Annotated in this window: 14 protein-coding genes and 1 pseudogene; 8 read left to right on the plus strand and 7 right to left on the minus strand. The window is 70.7% G+C overall.

The features are described from left to right. The first annotated feature begins 543 nt into the window (after window positions 1-543). Window positions 544-1,443: an alpha/beta fold hydrolase gene (locus JR065_RS16280; RefSeq protein ID WP_206235357.1), complete on the plus strand. Its 900-nt coding sequence runs from the start codon at window positions 544-546 to the stop codon at window positions 1,441-1,443. Window positions 1,444-1,619: 176 nt separating this feature from the next. Here JR065_RS16280 and JR065_RS16285 read toward each other — a convergent pair whose 3' ends face one another. Beyond that, on the minus strand, window positions 1,620-2,159 hold the full coding sequence (locus JR065_RS16285; protein ID WP_206235358.1) for an O-acetyl-ADP-ribose deacetylase: 540 nt from the start codon (window positions 2,157-2,159) through the stop codon (window positions 1,620-1,622). Window positions 2,160-2,285: 126 nt separating this feature from the next. On the opposite strand from JR065_RS16285, the gene JR065_RS16290 reads away from it, so the two are divergent. After that, the gene (locus JR065_RS16290) at window positions 2,286-2,954 is read left to right on the plus strand and encodes a hypothetical protein (RefSeq protein ID WP_206235359.1); all 669 of its coding nucleotides are present in this window, start codon (window positions 2,286-2,288) and stop codon (window positions 2,952-2,954) included. Between the two features lie 104 nt (window positions 2,955-3,058). Here the strand turns inward: JR065_RS16290 and JR065_RS16295 are convergent, their stop codons facing one another. Continuing rightward, window positions 3,059-3,565 (minus strand): methyltransferase family protein, encoded by a 507-nt coding sequence (locus JR065_RS16295; RefSeq protein WP_206235360.1) that lies wholly within the window; start codon window positions 3,563-3,565, stop codon window positions 3,059-3,061. A 308-nt stretch (window positions 3,566-3,873) separates the two neighbouring features. Between JR065_RS16295 and JR065_RS16300 the strand changes: the two genes are divergently transcribed. Continuing rightward, the gene (locus JR065_RS16300; protein ID WP_206235361.1) at window positions 3,874-4,128 is read left to right on the plus strand and encodes a hypothetical protein; all 255 of its coding nucleotides are present in this window, start codon (window positions 3,874-3,876) and stop codon (window positions 4,126-4,128) included. Window positions 4,129-4,377: 249 nt separating this feature from the next. Beyond that, entirely contained in the window at window positions 4,378-5,484 is a 1,107-nt protein-coding gene (locus tag JR065_RS16305) for a nucleoside hydrolase (RefSeq protein ID WP_206235362.1), read from the plus strand. Window positions 5,485-5,752: 268 nt separating this feature from the next. Here JR065_RS16305 and cysK read toward each other — a convergent pair whose 3' ends face one another. Beyond that, the gene (gene cysK, locus JR065_RS16310; protein ID WP_206235363.1) at window positions 5,753-6,712 is read right to left on the minus strand and encodes a cysteine synthase A; all 960 of its coding nucleotides are present in this window, start codon (window positions 6,710-6,712) and stop codon (window positions 5,753-5,755) included. A 26-nt stretch (window positions 6,713-6,738) separates the two neighbouring features. After that, window positions 6,739-7,938, minus strand: a complete 1,200-nt coding sequence (gene cobA / locus JR065_RS16315) for a uroporphyrinogen-III C-methyltransferase (protein ID WP_206235364.1) — start codon at window positions 7,936-7,938, stop codon at window positions 6,739-6,741. 164 nt (window positions 7,939-8,102) lie between these two features. Between cobA and JR065_RS16320 the strand changes: the two genes are divergently transcribed. Then, window positions 8,103-9,086, plus strand: coding sequence for a LysR family transcriptional regulator (locus JR065_RS16320; protein ID WP_206235365.1), 984 nt, complete (start codon window positions 8,103-8,105; stop codon window positions 9,084-9,086). Between the two features lie 66 nt (window positions 9,087-9,152). Here the strand turns inward: JR065_RS16320 and arsH are convergent, their stop codons facing one another. The 3 genes from arsH to JR065_RS16335 form a co-directional block, all read right to left on the minus strand. Continuing rightward, complete coding sequence (gene arsH, locus JR065_RS16325) at window positions 9,153-9,881, minus strand: arsenical resistance protein ArsH (protein WP_206235366.1); 729 nt, start codon at window positions 9,879-9,881, stop codon at window positions 9,153-9,155. Between the two features lie 19 nt (window positions 9,882-9,900). After that, the gene (arsC, locus tag JR065_RS16330) at window positions 9,901-10,326 is read right to left on the minus strand and encodes an arsenate reductase (glutaredoxin) (protein WP_206235367.1); all 426 of its coding nucleotides are present in this window, start codon (window positions 10,324-10,326) and stop codon (window positions 9,901-9,903) included. A gap of 71 nt (window positions 10,327-10,397) precedes the next feature. Further along, the gene (locus tag JR065_RS16335) at window positions 10,398-10,718 is read right to left on the minus strand and encodes an ArsR/SmtB family transcription factor (RefSeq protein WP_206235368.1); all 321 of its coding nucleotides are present in this window, start codon (window positions 10,716-10,718) and stop codon (window positions 10,398-10,400) included. Between the two features lie 137 nt (window positions 10,719-10,855). On the opposite strand from JR065_RS16335, the gene JR065_RS16340 reads away from it, so the two are divergent. From JR065_RS16340 to JR065_RS16350, 3 genes and pseudogenes are all read left to right on the plus strand, one after another. Continuing rightward, window positions 10,856-11,224, plus strand: coding sequence for a DUF2946 family protein (locus tag JR065_RS16340; protein WP_343237288.1), 369 nt, complete (start codon window positions 10,856-10,858; stop codon window positions 11,222-11,224). A gap of 91 nt (window positions 11,225-11,315) precedes the next feature. Then, window positions 11,316-11,711 (plus strand): annotated as a pseudogene (locus JR065_RS16345) (TonB-dependent receptor domain-containing protein); the annotation flags it as partial. Next, window positions 11,708-13,189: a PepSY-associated TM helix domain-containing protein gene (locus JR065_RS16350; RefSeq protein ID WP_206235370.1), complete on the plus strand. Its 1,482-nt coding sequence runs from the start codon at window positions 11,708-11,710 to the stop codon at window positions 13,187-13,189. The pseudogene JR065_RS16345 and the gene JR065_RS16350, both read left to right, overlap by 4 nt. Window positions 13,190-13,675: the final 486 nt, after the last annotated feature.

Raw genomic sequence — 13,675 nt, forward strand, 5'->3', positions numbered from 1 at the left:
CAGCGACTGCGAGAACTTCCGGAACACGTCCTCGACCAGATGGTTGCCCCTTCATGAAAAACGTGGGGATGCCTCAGGGTCGGACCGCTTTCCCGCCGGAACGCGCATCCAGGTGCCCACCGGCGTGGCGGCCTTTCCCGATCCGGTGTTCTGCCCACTCCGCGCACGTTCGCCGAGAAGACGTATCCCATCGTGCATTGGAGCCAGATGCGCAGAGGCGGCCACTTCGCCGCCTGGGAGGAGCCGCAGCTGATGCTCGACGACCTGCGCGCCTTCGTCGCCACGGTGCTGGCGCGCTCCTGAAGGCGATGACGCCGCTTTTCGAAGCGCGGCGCGCGGGGCTTGCGGTGCAGTCCTGCACTGCTGCGCAGGCACTGCGGCATCGGTGGCGCGCACGGGTGGGGCGCAGGTTCTTCGCCCGCTGCTGCATGCCGCGTTTCCCGCACGGATTCCATGACAAGGCAGACGTGCCGTCCTGCCGCAATGCCGAAGCGCTGTTTCGGCCTATCGGGAACGGACGTCTGGCAACCGAGGTGAATCGCTATGAACGAGCAGAGAGAACGTAGCGTCGAGACCGATACCCTGCGGATCGCCTATGTCGAGCATGGCCCCGCCGGGGGCTGGCCCGTGATCCTGTCCCACGGGTTTCCCTATGACATCCATGCCTTCGACGAGGTGGCCGCGGTGCTCGCCGGCGCGGGCGCGCGGGTCGTGGTTCCCTATACCCGCGGGTTCGGTCCGACCGGCTTCGTTTCCGATGCCATCATGCGCAGTGGCCAGCAAGCCGCGCGCGGCCGCGACATCGTCCAGCTTGCCGACGCCCTGGGCCTGGAGCGCCCGATCCTGGCCGGTTTCGATTGGGGCGGCAACGCGTCCTGCGTGGCGGCGGCGCTGTGGCCCGAGCGCATCGGCGGCCTGGTCTGCTACGCCGGCTACGACATCATCGACGTGCATGCGCAACGGCTTGCGGCCACGCCCTCGCTCGAGCGCGTCTGCTGGTATCAGCATCTTTTCCAGACCGAACGCGGGCGCCAATGCTTGGCCGGGCATCGCCGCGACCTGTGCCGCCTGCTGTGGGAGGCGTGGTCGCCCGGCTGGCAGTTCGACGATGCGACCTTCAGGCAGAGCGCAAGCGCGTTCGACAACCCGGACTTCGTGGACGTGGTGATCCACGCCTACCGCCACGCGTTCGGCCGGGAAGCCGGCGACCCGGCGTTGCAGCCACTCGAAGACCGCCTGGCGGGCCGGCCGCCGATAACGGTTCCGGCGGTGACGCTCGACGGCACGAGCGACCCGCTCAAGCCGGGAGGGACCGGGAGCCACGCGCCCATGTTCGTCGGGTTGCACGAGCACCGGGTCGTCGATGCCGGGCACAACCTGCCGCAGCAGCGGCCGCAGGCGTTCGCCGACGCGGTAATGAACGTCCACGGGTGGCTCGACTGACGCCAACGATGGCGAGGCCTGCCAGCGCTGCTACGCGGCCTGCGCGCACCCATCGAACGCGTAGCGCCTCGGAAGATGCCGGCCAGACCCACTAATCCTGTCAGGCCCGGCAGGCTATTGAAGAAAGCGTTGTGAGGCGGTCGCGGCCAGCCTGCGTCGGCCGTGGGCCGCGCAGCTCAGGCGACCTGCAGCTGGCTCTGCGTCAGCGCCTGCTGGTAGGCCTTGTAGGCCGCCTCGTTGTAGGCGACCAGGATCACCCGCTTGGGGACCGCGTGCGCGCGCTGCCAGGCGGTGGTCTCGGCCACCGCGATGCGCGCGGCCTGGTGCAGCGGATAGCCGTACACGCCGCAGCTGATCGCCGGGAACGCCACCGAGTGCAGGCCCATCTGCTCGGCCAGGCGCAGCGAACGCCAATAGCAGTTGGCCAGCAGCGCCGGCTCGTCGTGGGCGCCGTCGCGCCACACCGGGCCCACGGCATGCAATACGTGCCGCGCCTTGAGCCGATGGCCGGCGGTGGCGCGCACCTCGCCCACCGGGCAGCGCACGCCGGGCTTGAGTTCGGGCAGCTGCCGGCATTCCTCGAGCAGCGCCGGGCCGGCCGCACGGTGGATCGCGCCGTCCACGCCGCCCCCGCCGAGCAGGGATTCGTTGGCGGCGTTGACGATGGCGTCCACGTCCAGTTCGGTGATGTCGCCTTGCCAGATTTCGATCTTCATGCGCTGATCTTTATGCGGTTCCAATGATGGAGACGTGATGAGCGAGGCGGCCAGGCCACGCCAGGCCAACGGCGCCTTAACCCCTGAACGCGGAGACTGCTCTTCCTTCATCTCATCGCCTGCGACATGCCCCCGACCTTGCCGCCGCCGCTCGTCGCCGATGCCCTTGCCCACGGCAACATCATCCTTGCAATCAAGCTGTTACGCGACCAGACCGGAATGGACCTGGGCAGCGCCAAGCGCCAGGTCGACCGCTGGATGCAGGAGGGCGCCGCGCAGGCCGTCTCGGCCGCGCTGAGCCGGCACGGCAGCGCGCCGTCCGCGCACGGCGGCGGGTTCCGGGCCGACGCGCTGCCGCCGGCCGCGGTGCTGGCGGTGGGGCAGGGCAACCCGATCCAGGCGATCAAGCTGACCCGCGAGCACCATCCGGGCCTGTCGCTGGCCGAGGCCAAGGCGATGGTGGAGGACTATCGCGACCGGCACCCGCTGCAGGCGGAGACGCGTCCGGCCGTCGCGCACGGCGGCGGGTTCCGGGCCGACGCGCTGCCGCCGGCCGCGGTGCTGGCGGTGGGGCAGGGCAACCTGATCCAGGCGATCAAGCTGACCCGCGAGCACCATCCGGGCCTGTCGCTGGCCGAGGCCAAGACGATGGTGGAGGACTATCGCGACCGGCACCCGCTGCAGGTGGGGACGCGGCCGACCGTGGCCAGCGGCGACCGGCCCGGCGGGATCTGGCTGTGGGGCATGCTGGCGTTGCTGGCCGGCGCCGCGCTCGCCTGGTGGCTGCGCGGCTAGCGCATCGCCGACGGACGGCTTGCCGCGCCGTGCCGGCGCGCTGGCTTGCACCACGTCACGCTGCCGGCTGCGCTGGCTCGCCCTGCGTCACGCTTGAAGCGGCGCTACAGCCAGCGCGGAACCTCGGCGCAGTAGCGTTCGTAGGCGCCGCCGAACTGCGCGCGCAGCCGCGCTTCCTCGAACGGGATCACCACCCGCTGCAGCGCCAGCCAGGGTAGCGGCAACAGCAGCGCCGCCCAGGGCAGTCCGGTCTGCACGCACAGCCCGACATAGCTCAGGACCAGGCTCACATACATCGGGTTGCGGCTGTAGCGATACGGGCCGCGCAGCACCAGGCTGGACGGCGGCTGCGCCGGCAGGATCGTGGTCCTGCGCCGCGCGAACAGCACGAAACAGGCCAGCGCCAGCAGCAACCCGGCGCCGGCGATGGCGCCGCCGCCGATCTGCATCCATGCCAGCGCGCGGCCCTGCGGCAACGGCAGGGCGAGCGCGTGCTGCAGCAGGGCGCCGAGCAGCAGCGCGACGAAGAAGTGCACTGGCGAAGTGGAACGTACCAGCAGCGGCACACGTGCAGGCCGGCGCGCGTGCCGGCCAGAAACTCGATTGCTCAACGATCCTTCTCCATTCCCCGGGCTCCCAGCGCGGCTACTTTAGCGTGCCGGTCGGGGGAGGTGGCAAAAGCTGCACTGCTAGTCTGGAAATAGTGGAACACGTGTCGCAGGGACGGTATGAGCGGATTGACGGATTTCCATCTTTTCTGGGGCGCTGCCATGGGCGTCGCGGAACAAGGGCCCGCGTCGGTGGAGGAGGAGGGTGCGGAGGATTTCGTCGAGGCCTTTACGGCGAGTATGTCGCGCAAGGCTCTCCGAAGAACAAGAAGCAATGGTTGTCGGAGCGCCTGAAGAACGAGTTTCTTTGCTTGAACGAAAATCCGGTGTGGGTAGGCGAGCCAGCCTGGGCGTACCACCGGCGGCAGCCAATGGTGTTCCTGCAGCAGGTGCTCGTTGCGCCCTCGGCGCAGCACATCAAGGAAAGGCTGTCGCTTGGCGATACCGTCTACGTGTTCGGATCCAGGCATCGTCTCAAGCGGTCGCCAGAGGAGAAGGGATCGGACGTCTATCGGACGGCAGTCCAGACCTTCGAAGCGAACGCCGCATACGGGATCCGGGAATAGGACGCCAGATCCGGCGCTCTGGCCGGTAAGGGACGCGCCTATCGCTCGCAGGGCCGGGCAGGCCGGGCCAAGCGGCCGCATACGCGCACATCGCGTTTGCCGATGCGCCATTGCCAAGACGTATGGATAGCGTCTGCGGTGCAAACCCCGCTACCCTAGGCGATCGTCCGATGCCGGTATTTCCCACGCGTGGCGTCGTGCGCGCGCTGCCCAAGCGCCTCGCATTTCCTCCCTCGCCAGTTCCGATCCATGCCCACGCCACAAGCCTCCGCCGACGCCGCATCCGTCCCGCGCCGCCGCGTCATCCTCGAAGACGACATCGATGGCTTCACCCCGGCGCAGCTGTTGCTGCTGCAGTCGCCGGAGGTCGAGGTGCTCGGCATTTCCGTGGTCAGCGGCAACGTCTGGCGCGACGAGGCGCTGGCGCATACGCGCCGGCTGCTGGAGATCGCCGGGCGCCCGGAGATCCCGGTGCTGCCCGGGCCGGTGCACCCGCTGCTCAACAGCGAACTGGCCACTGAACGCTGGGAGGCGCTGTACGGCAGGCTGTTGTGGAAGGGCGCGTGGACCCGGCAGTGGGTGGAGCACGACACGGTGCAGAGTTCGCCGCGCTACCACGCCCACGACGTGGTGCCGGACCTGGCGCTGGGCAATCCGTCGGTGGTCGAGGCGGCCAGCGAGCCGGCGGCGATGTTCATGATCCGCAAGGTGCGCGAGTTTCCCGGCGAGGTCAGCATCGTCGCCACCGGCCCGCTGACCAACCTGGCGCTGGCGCAGCGGCTGGACCCGCAGTTCGCATCGCTGGCCAAGGAGCTGGTGTACATGGGCGGCAGCCTCAATCCGCGGCAGCGGCGCGACAGCGTGTCGGCGCGGCAGTTCGCGCGCGAGTTCGTCAATTCGCCGCGGCGCGAATTCAATATCCGCTGGGACCCGGAGGCGGCGAGCATCGTGATGCGCGCGCCCTGGCGGCACATGGTGATGGTGCCGGTCGATCCGTCCACCGCCACCGAGCTGACCCCGCAATTGCTGGCGCGCATGAGCGCCGCCGACACGCCGATCGGGCACGCGCTGCGCCGGCGCGAGCCGGGCTTCCCGCTGTGGGACGAGCTGGCCACGGCGTTGTGGCTGCGCCCGGAGCTGGCCACGCTCAGCGAGCGGCTCTACATCGATGCCAACACCGAGTTCGGCGCCGGCTACGGCGACATCCTGTCGTGGGCCCCCGGCTATCAGCCGGGGCTGGGCGAACAGGCGCAGACGGTGGTGCGCGAGGTGGACGTGGAAGCGATCGAGCAACTGTTGGTGGAGCGTTTGACCGCGCCGCAGCCGCCGGCGCGGGGCGCGCCGTTGCCGGGCTAGCATGTCGGCTCGGCTGTTTGCGCCGCGAAGCGCTGCAGGTGCGGCTCTGTACTCCTGTAGGAGCGGCTTCAGTCGCGACGAGCGAAGCGGTGGTCGCTCCGGCGCCGGAACCGGTCGGGGCTGAAGCCCCTCCTACAGTGCACCCAGCGCCGGCAGCAAGTTCACTGTGGGAGCGACTTCAGTCGCGACGAGCGAAGCGGCGCACTGCCCGATATCGGAAGCATCGGGGCCGACGTCCAGCATGACGCGCCGCCACGCTAGTTCCCGGTCACGGCAGGCCGGCCAGCCAGTCGTCGTCGGAGCCTTCGTTGATGTCGGCGAACAGCGGGGTGGAGAAGTAGCGTTCGCCGGTGTCGGGCAGCATCGCCAGGATCACCGAGCCGGGCACCGCGGTTTCGGCTACGCGCAGCGCGGTGGCGACGGTGGCGCCACCGGAGATGCCGGTGAAGATGCCTTCCTCGGCGGCCAGCCGGCGCGAGGTGGCGATGGCGTCGCTGTCCTCCACGCTCAGCACCTGGTCGTAGACCTCGCGGTTGAGCACTTCCGGCACGAAGTCCGGGGTCCAGCCCTGGATCTTGTGCGGCTGCCAGTCCTTGCCCTGCAGCAGCGCCGCGCCGGCCGGCTCGGTGGCGGTGATCTTGACGTCCGGGCGCGCCACGCGCAGCACTTCGCCGACGCCGGTGAGGGTGCCGCCGGTGCCCCAGCCGCTGACGAAATGGTCGAGCCGGCGCCCGGCGAAGTCGCGAAGGATCTCCGCGGCGGTGGTGCTGCGGTGGTAGGCCGGGTTGGCCGGGTTGGCGAACTGCCGCGCCAGGAACCAGCCGTGCTGCTGGGCCAGTTCCTCGGCCTTGCGCACCATGCCGCTGCCGCGCTCGGCGGCCGGGGTCAGGATCACCTTGGCGCCGAACGCGCGCATCAGCTTGCGGCGCTCGATCGAGAACGTCTCCACCATCGTCGCCACGAACTTGTAGCCGCGCGCGGCGGCGACCATCGCCAGCGCCACGCCGGTGTTGCCGGAGGTGGCCTCGACGATGGTGTCGCCGGGCTTGAGCAGGCCCTTGGCCTCGGCGTCGAGCACGATCGCCAGCGCCAGGCGATCCTTGACCGAGCCGCCGGGATTGAACGCCTCGACCTTGACGTAGAGGCTGACGTGCTCGGGCGGCAGGCGGTGCAGCCGGACCACGGGCGTGTGACCGATGGTGTCGAGGATGTTGTCGTAGATGGCCATGCGGAAATCTCCGTGGAGGATTCGGGCTAAGCGGCGTGCGCCAGGGTAGGCGCGTGCGGCTTCGGAAAAAGTGATGGGGTGGCGCCCAGCGGCGGCGCGCCGAACCAGTGCAGCGACGCAGCCAGCGCGGCCACTTCGCCGACGATCAGCAACGCCGGCGAGCGCACCCGATGCGCGCGCGCGGTGTCGGGCAGGTCGTCCAGGGTGCCGGTGACCACGCGCTGTTCGGGGCGCGAGCCGTTCTCGACCAGCGCGAACGGCGTGGCCGGCGCGCGTCCGGCCAGCAGCAGGCGCTCGCGCACCGTGTCCAGCCCGGCTACGCCCATGTACACCGCCAGGGTCTGCCGCTCCTGCGCCAATGCCGCCCAGTCCAGCGTGTCGAGCGAATCCTTGCAGTGCGCGGTGGCCAGGCGCAGCGACTGGGCATGGTCGCGATGGGTCAACGGGATGCCGGCGTAGGCGGCGCAGGCCAGCGCCGCGGTGATGCCGGGCACCACCGCGTAGGCGATGCCGTGGGCGCGCAGGAATTCCAGTTCCTCGCCGCCGCGCCCGAACACGAACGGGTCGCCGCCCTTCAGCCGCACCACGCGGTGGCCGGCGCGCGCGTGCTCGAGCATCAGTGCGTGGATCTGCTCCTGGCGAACGCTGTGGCCCTGCGCCGACTTGCCGACCTCGATGCGCTGCGCATCGGCGCGGCCCAGTCGCAGGATCGCCGCGCTGACCAGGCGGTCGTGCAGGATCACGTCGGCCTCGTCGAGGGCACGCAGCGCGTTCACGGTGAGCAGGCCCGGATCGCCCGGCCCGGCGCCGACCAGGGTCACGCTGCCCGGGCGCAGCGCGCGTGGCGAGGGCTGCGCAGCGGCGGTGTCGGCCGTTGGCGACGCGACGGCATCCGCCACCGCGATAGCGTCCACGGTGTGCACCAGCAGCCGTCGCGATGCGGCGGCGTCGGTGGCGTCGCGGTTGACGCCGGCGTCGGCGCTGGCGGCGACCACCAGCCATGTCTCGTCCAGCCAGGCCGGGTCGAAGCGCCCTGGCAGCCAGCGCACCCGCTGCGCATCGGCCAGCCCGTGCAGGCCGGCGCTCAGCGCCGGGGCGCCGACCAGCGGCCGCGCGCCGGCGGCAAGCAGTGCCTGCACCTGGCGTTCGGCCGCCAGGCCGCCGCCGACCACCAGTACCGGGCGGTCGCGCAGGTCGGCGGACAGGGAGAACGGGGCAGGGCTCACGGCGGTCGCGGCATAGGAGAGCGGGAGGCGTGACCGTAGCGCCGGCTTATAGCCACCGGAAATGACTTCATGCATCCGCCAGATAGCTTTCGGTTATAAGGTGGATATGCTATTTCCACTACAGTCGTGACCTGCTCCCGCCAGGCGGCGCCTCCCCCGATCCGATGACGCTGACCCAACTCCGCTACCTCGTGGCGATCGCCGACGCCGACCTCAACATCACCCTGGCGGCGGCGCGCGTGCATGCCACCCAGCCCGGCCTGTCCAAGCAGCTCAAGCAGCTGGAGGACGAATTGGGCTTCCTGTTGTTCGTGCGCAAGGGACGCAGCCTGGAAGCGGTGACGCCGGCCGGCCGCGAGGTGATCGAGCGCTCGCGCGCGGTGCTGGCCGAAGCCAACAACATCCGCACCTACGCCGCCAACCAGCGCCGCGAGAGCCAGGGCCAGCTGACCCTGACCACCACGCATACGCAGGCGCGCTTCGTGCTGCCGCCGGCGGTGGCGCAGATCAAGCAGGCCTACCCGCAGGTCAGCGTGCACCTGCAGCAGGCCGCCGAGAGCGCGGCGCTGGACCTGCTCAGCCAGGGCGACGCCGACATCGCCATCGTCAGCACCGCCGGCAGCGAGCCCGGCGCCGGCATCGCGGTGCCGCTGTACCGCTGGCGGCGGCTGGTGCTGGTGCCGCGCGGGCATGCGCTGGACACGCCCAAGCGCGTGCCGGACATGGCCGCGCTGGCCGCGCAGCCGCTGATCAGCTACGAATCCTCGACCCGCTCCGGCTCGTCGTTGCAGCGCGCCTTCGCCAGGCTCGGCCTGGAACCGAGCATCGCGCTCACCGCGCTGGACGCCGACCTGATCAAGACCTACGTGCGCGCCGGCCTGGGCGTGGGCCTGCTCGCCGAGATGGCGGTGCACGCCGGCGACACCGACCTGCGCGCATGGCCGGCGCCGGCGGAGATTCCCGAATGCACCGCCTGGGCGGTGCTGCCGCGCGACCGCGTGCTGCGCGACTACGCGCTTGAACTGGTGCACGTGCTGGCCCCGCAGATCGACACGCGCGACCTGCGCCGGGTGATGGAAGGCAACCAGGAACCGGACTGGCCGACCCCGCCGACCTGGGAAGCGCTGACCCAGACCATCACCAGCTAGGCGGCCGCGGACTCGCTTCGCGTGGCCGCCGTGCTGCAGGCTGGCCACGCCGCCGCAGCGCAGCGCTCAGCTGCTCGCCGCGCCCGACGCGGCCGCCAGCGCGCCGGACGTGGCGATCTGGCGGCGTTCGCTGTAGCGGTCCACCAGGTACGGCGCCACGTCGCGGGTGAGCAGGGTGAACTTGACCAGTTCCTCCATCACGTCCACCACCCGGTCGTAGTAGTCCGACGGCCGCATCCGCCCCGGCTCGTCGAACTCCTGCCAGGCCTTGGCCACCGAGGACTGGTTGGGGATCGTCAGCATCCGCATCCAGCGGCCGAGCACGCGCATCTGGTTGACCGCGTTGAACGACTGCGAGCCGCCGGAAACCTGCATCAGCGCCAGGGTCTTGCCCTGGGTCGGGCGCAGCGCGCCGTGGCTGAGCGGGATCCAGTCGATCTGTGCCTTGAGGACGCCGCTCATCGCCCCGTGCCGTTCCGGCGAGGACCACACCATGCCTTCGCTCCACAGCGCCAGCTCGCGCAGTTCCTGCACCTTCGCGTCGCTGTCGGGCACCGCGTCGGGCAGCGGCAGGCCGGTGGGATCGAAGACGCGCGTTTCGGCGCCCATCGCCTGCAGCAGCCGTGCCGCTTCCAGCGCCAGCAGCTTGCTGTAGGAGCGCGTGCGCAGCGAGCCGTACAGCAGCAGGATGCGCGGCCGATGGCCGGCGCGCGCGGGTGCGGCGAGCGTGGCGGGGTCCGGGCGCGCGAACGCGTCGGCCTGCAGGTTCGGCAGCGTGCTCAGGTCGGCGGACATGTGGGCAGCGCTGCGCGGGTCAGAGGACACGTCGGCCATCGGCATCGATCACCTGTTCGCCGTCTTCCTTGGCGAAGGGGCCGCGCTGCGGCGACGGCAGGATGTCCAGCACCGCCTCGGACGGGCGGCACAGGCGGGCGCCCAGCGCGGTGACCACGATCGGCCGGTTGATCAGGATCGGGTGCTGCAGCATCGCGTCGATCAGCGCGTCGTCGTCCAGGACGGGATCGTCCAGGCCCAGTTCCGCGTACGGCGTGCCCTTGCGCCGCATCAGGTCGCGTACCGGCAGGCCGATGGCGGCGATCAGCTCCTGCAGCGTGGCGCGGTCCGGCGGCGTCTTCAGGTATTCGATGACGGTGGGCTCGGCGCCGCTGTTGCGGATCAGCGCCAGCGTATTGCGCGAAGTGCCGCAGGCGGGGTTGTGGTAGATCGTGATCGCGTTCATCGCATGCTCTCGAGGGAAAGGGAAGGCGCCGTGCGCGCGTGCGCCAGGCAGGGCCGGCGCCGGTGCCGTGGTCAGCCGCTGCGCGCCGGTGCGGGCGCCGCGCAGCGTTCGCCGGCGCAGCAGTTTTCGGTAAGGAAGCCGATCAGGCCGTACATGCGCGCGTAGTCGGCACGCAGGCGGATCACCCGGCCCTGGCGCTGGTCGACGATGAGCCCGGCGCCGCGCAGCACGTTGAGATGCGCGGTGAGCGTGGCCGCCGGCAGGTCCAGCGCGGCGCGCAGTTCGCCGACCGCCATGCCGTCGGCACCGGCCTGGACCAGGGCGCGATAGGCGGCCAGTCGATGCGCATGGGCCAAGGCGCGCAGCGCGGCGAGGGTGGTGGCGGTGTCCATGATTCGATAATTCCAGAATTATCGAATTGGCGCAAGCCATGCCGCGCCGCCGGCTGGCCCGCCCGACGGCCGCTCGCTAGACTGCGGCGATGATCCGCCAGCGACGGTTCCAGCACAGCCTGCACATGCTCGCCACCGTGGCGGTGCTGCTGATGCTGTGCGCGCCGTTGCTCAGCCGCTGGGGGCAGTCGCGCGACAACGGCATAGCTGCCGCGCTGTCGGCGTTGTGCAGCAACCGCAGCATGGACGTCATTCCCTCCCATGCGCTGCCGACGTCGCATCCGCTTGCCGGTGCGGGTGCGGGCGATGGCGAGCACGGCATGGCGGACGAAGCGGCGTGCGACTACTGCCTGCTTGCGGCGCGCCTGCTGCCGTGGCTGGCGGCGCTGGTGCTGTTGCTGCCGCTGCTTCGCAGCGCCGCGGCGTCGCCGGCAGGGCGGCGGCCCTCGTCGCGTTCCCTGGTCTGGCGCGCTCACGCCGCACGCGCGCCGCCGCTGTTCTCCTGAGTCACGAGCCTTCTGTCCGTGCCGCGCCCGCGCGGTGCGTCTTCGTGCCCATGGAGTGCGTTTCATGCCGTTTTCCTTCTTCGCGCCGTGGCTGTGGCTGGCGTATTCGCGGCAGCGTGCGACCCTCGTGGTTCCCGATCCCACCGCGCCTGCAACGCGGGGCAGGGAGATCGGGAACGTGCCGCGCTACCCGGCCACTGCCGGCATCGACTGGCAGGCGACGCCGCGGCTGAAGCTGTCGGCCTGGGGCAACGCGCCGGGCGACTGCTACGTGGAGCGCAGCAACACGCTTGGCCGCTACGGCGGCCACGCGCTGGCGAACCTAGGCGCGAACTGGGCCTGGCGCGAGCGCCGCGAGCTGTCGTTGCAGCTGAAGAATCTCGCTGGCCGCAATTACCTATACGCCTGGTACGACAGTGGCGCGTCGCGCTATTGGCCGGGCGACGGGCGCGCGCTATACCTCAGCGTCAGCTGGGGGCGGCGATGAACGCGGCCGTGCAATCGCCGGCAGCGGCGTGGCGCTTCTACCGCGCGGTGTGGCGCTGGCATTTCTACGCCGGCCTGCTGGTGCTGCCGTTTCTGGTGTGGCTGGCGGTCACCGGCGCCGCCTTCGTCTACCAGCAGCCCATCGACCGCTACTTCCACGCTGCGCTGAAGACGGTAGCGGTACCGCCGCACGTCGCGACGCTGTCGCCGCAGCGGCTGCTGGATGCGGCGCTGGCCGCGCAGCCCGGCCGCGCGCTGCGCTATACCTCGCCGCCACAGGCCGACGCGAGCGCCGAGGTGCTGGTGGCGGGCGCGGATGGCCGCCGCACGGTGGTGTACGTGGACCCGTACCGCGCCCGCGCGCTGGGCGCCTTGCCCGAGCGCGGCACGCTGGCATGGACGATCCGCCGCCTGCACAGCCTCGACTACCTCGGCGCCTTCGCCAACGCGCTGATCGAGGTGGCGGCCGGCTGGGCGATCCTGCTGGTGCTCAGCGGCGTGTACCTGTGGTGGCCGCGCGGTCGCCGCGGCGGCGTGCTGAGCGTGCGCGGGCGGCCCGCGCAGCGCGTGTTCTGGCGCGACCTGCATGCGGTCACCGGCGTGTTCGTCGGCGCGATGCTGCTGTTCCTGGCGCTGACCGGCATGCCGTGGTCGTGGTTCTGGGGCGAGCAGGTCAACCGGATCGCCAACGGGCACCACTACGGTTATCCGGCCGGCGTGCGCGTGGACGTGCCGATGTCGACGCAGCGCTTGCGCGACGAAGGCGTGCCGGCTTGGTCGCTGCGCCAGGCGCGAGTGCCGCAGTCCGCGCTGCCGCAGGCTGAGGCTGAGTCGATGCCGATGCCAGCAGGGGCGCATGCGCCCCCGGTGCCAAGCATCGAGGACAGCGGCAACGCGGCACATGCGGAGCATGCCGCGCATGGCGCCATGGCGATGGACGCGATGGCGCAGGCGCAGGCGCCTGCGGCACCCGGCGCGATCGGCCTGGACGCGGCGGTGGCGCGATTCCAGGCGCGCGGCATCGCCGCCGGCTACAGCGTCAGCTTGCCGGTCGGCGCGCGTGGCGTGTACACCGCATCGGTGTATCCGCCCGACCTGGCGCAGCAGCGGGTGATCCACCTCGATCAGTACAGCGGCAAGGTGCTGCTGGATATGCGCTATGCCGACTACGGCCCGCTGGCCAAGGCGTTGGAATGGGGCATCAACGTGCACCTGGGGCAGCAGTACGGCACGTTCAACCAGTGGCTGCTGATCGCCTCGTGCGTGGGGATCGTGGTGCTGTGCGCCAGCGCGGCGGCGATGTGGTGGAAACGGCGCCCGGCCGGCGCGCTGGGCGTGCCGCCGCTGCCGGCGGACCGGCGCACGTTGCACGTGGTGATCGCGCTGCTAGCGATCGGCGGGTTGCTGTTCCCGTTGGTCGGCGTATCGCTGCTGCTGATGCTGGCGCTGGACTGGGTGTGCGTGTTGCGGCGGGCGTGAGCGATGCGGCTGGCCAGGCCTCGAGCCTTGGCCGCAGAGGTTGTGGGTATGGCTCCAGTACCGGCGACGACTGGAGCCGGAAGGCCCACCACTTCGTTCCACCGGGAGAGGATTGGGGGAGAGTACGGAACGGGTCGTTGGGTTTGGGTGCGCAGGGGCTTCGCCCCGTACCCTCATCCGGCCCTGCGGGCCACCTTCTCCCGGTGGGAGAAGGAACAGCCTGGCGACTCTGGCCCATCTCCCACCGGAGAGGGTTGGGGCGGGGGCACGGGTGCACTGTAGGAGGGGCTTCAGCCCCGACAGTATCCGAAACCGGAAGGTTCATCGCGCCGTTCGTCGCGGCCGAAGCCGCTCCACAGGGAGCGGCGATCAGCACGCTAGGTGCACTGTAGGAGGGCTTCAACCCCGACAGTGTCCGGAGCCGGAAGGTCCATCGCGCCGTTCGTCGCGGCTGAAGCCGCTCCTACAGGAGCTCGCGATGAGCTG

The sequence above is a fragment of the Xanthomonas sp. genome (genome assembly GCF_017163755.1).
GTDB lineage: Bacteria > Pseudomonadota > Gammaproteobacteria > Xanthomonadales > Xanthomonadaceae > Xanthomonas_A.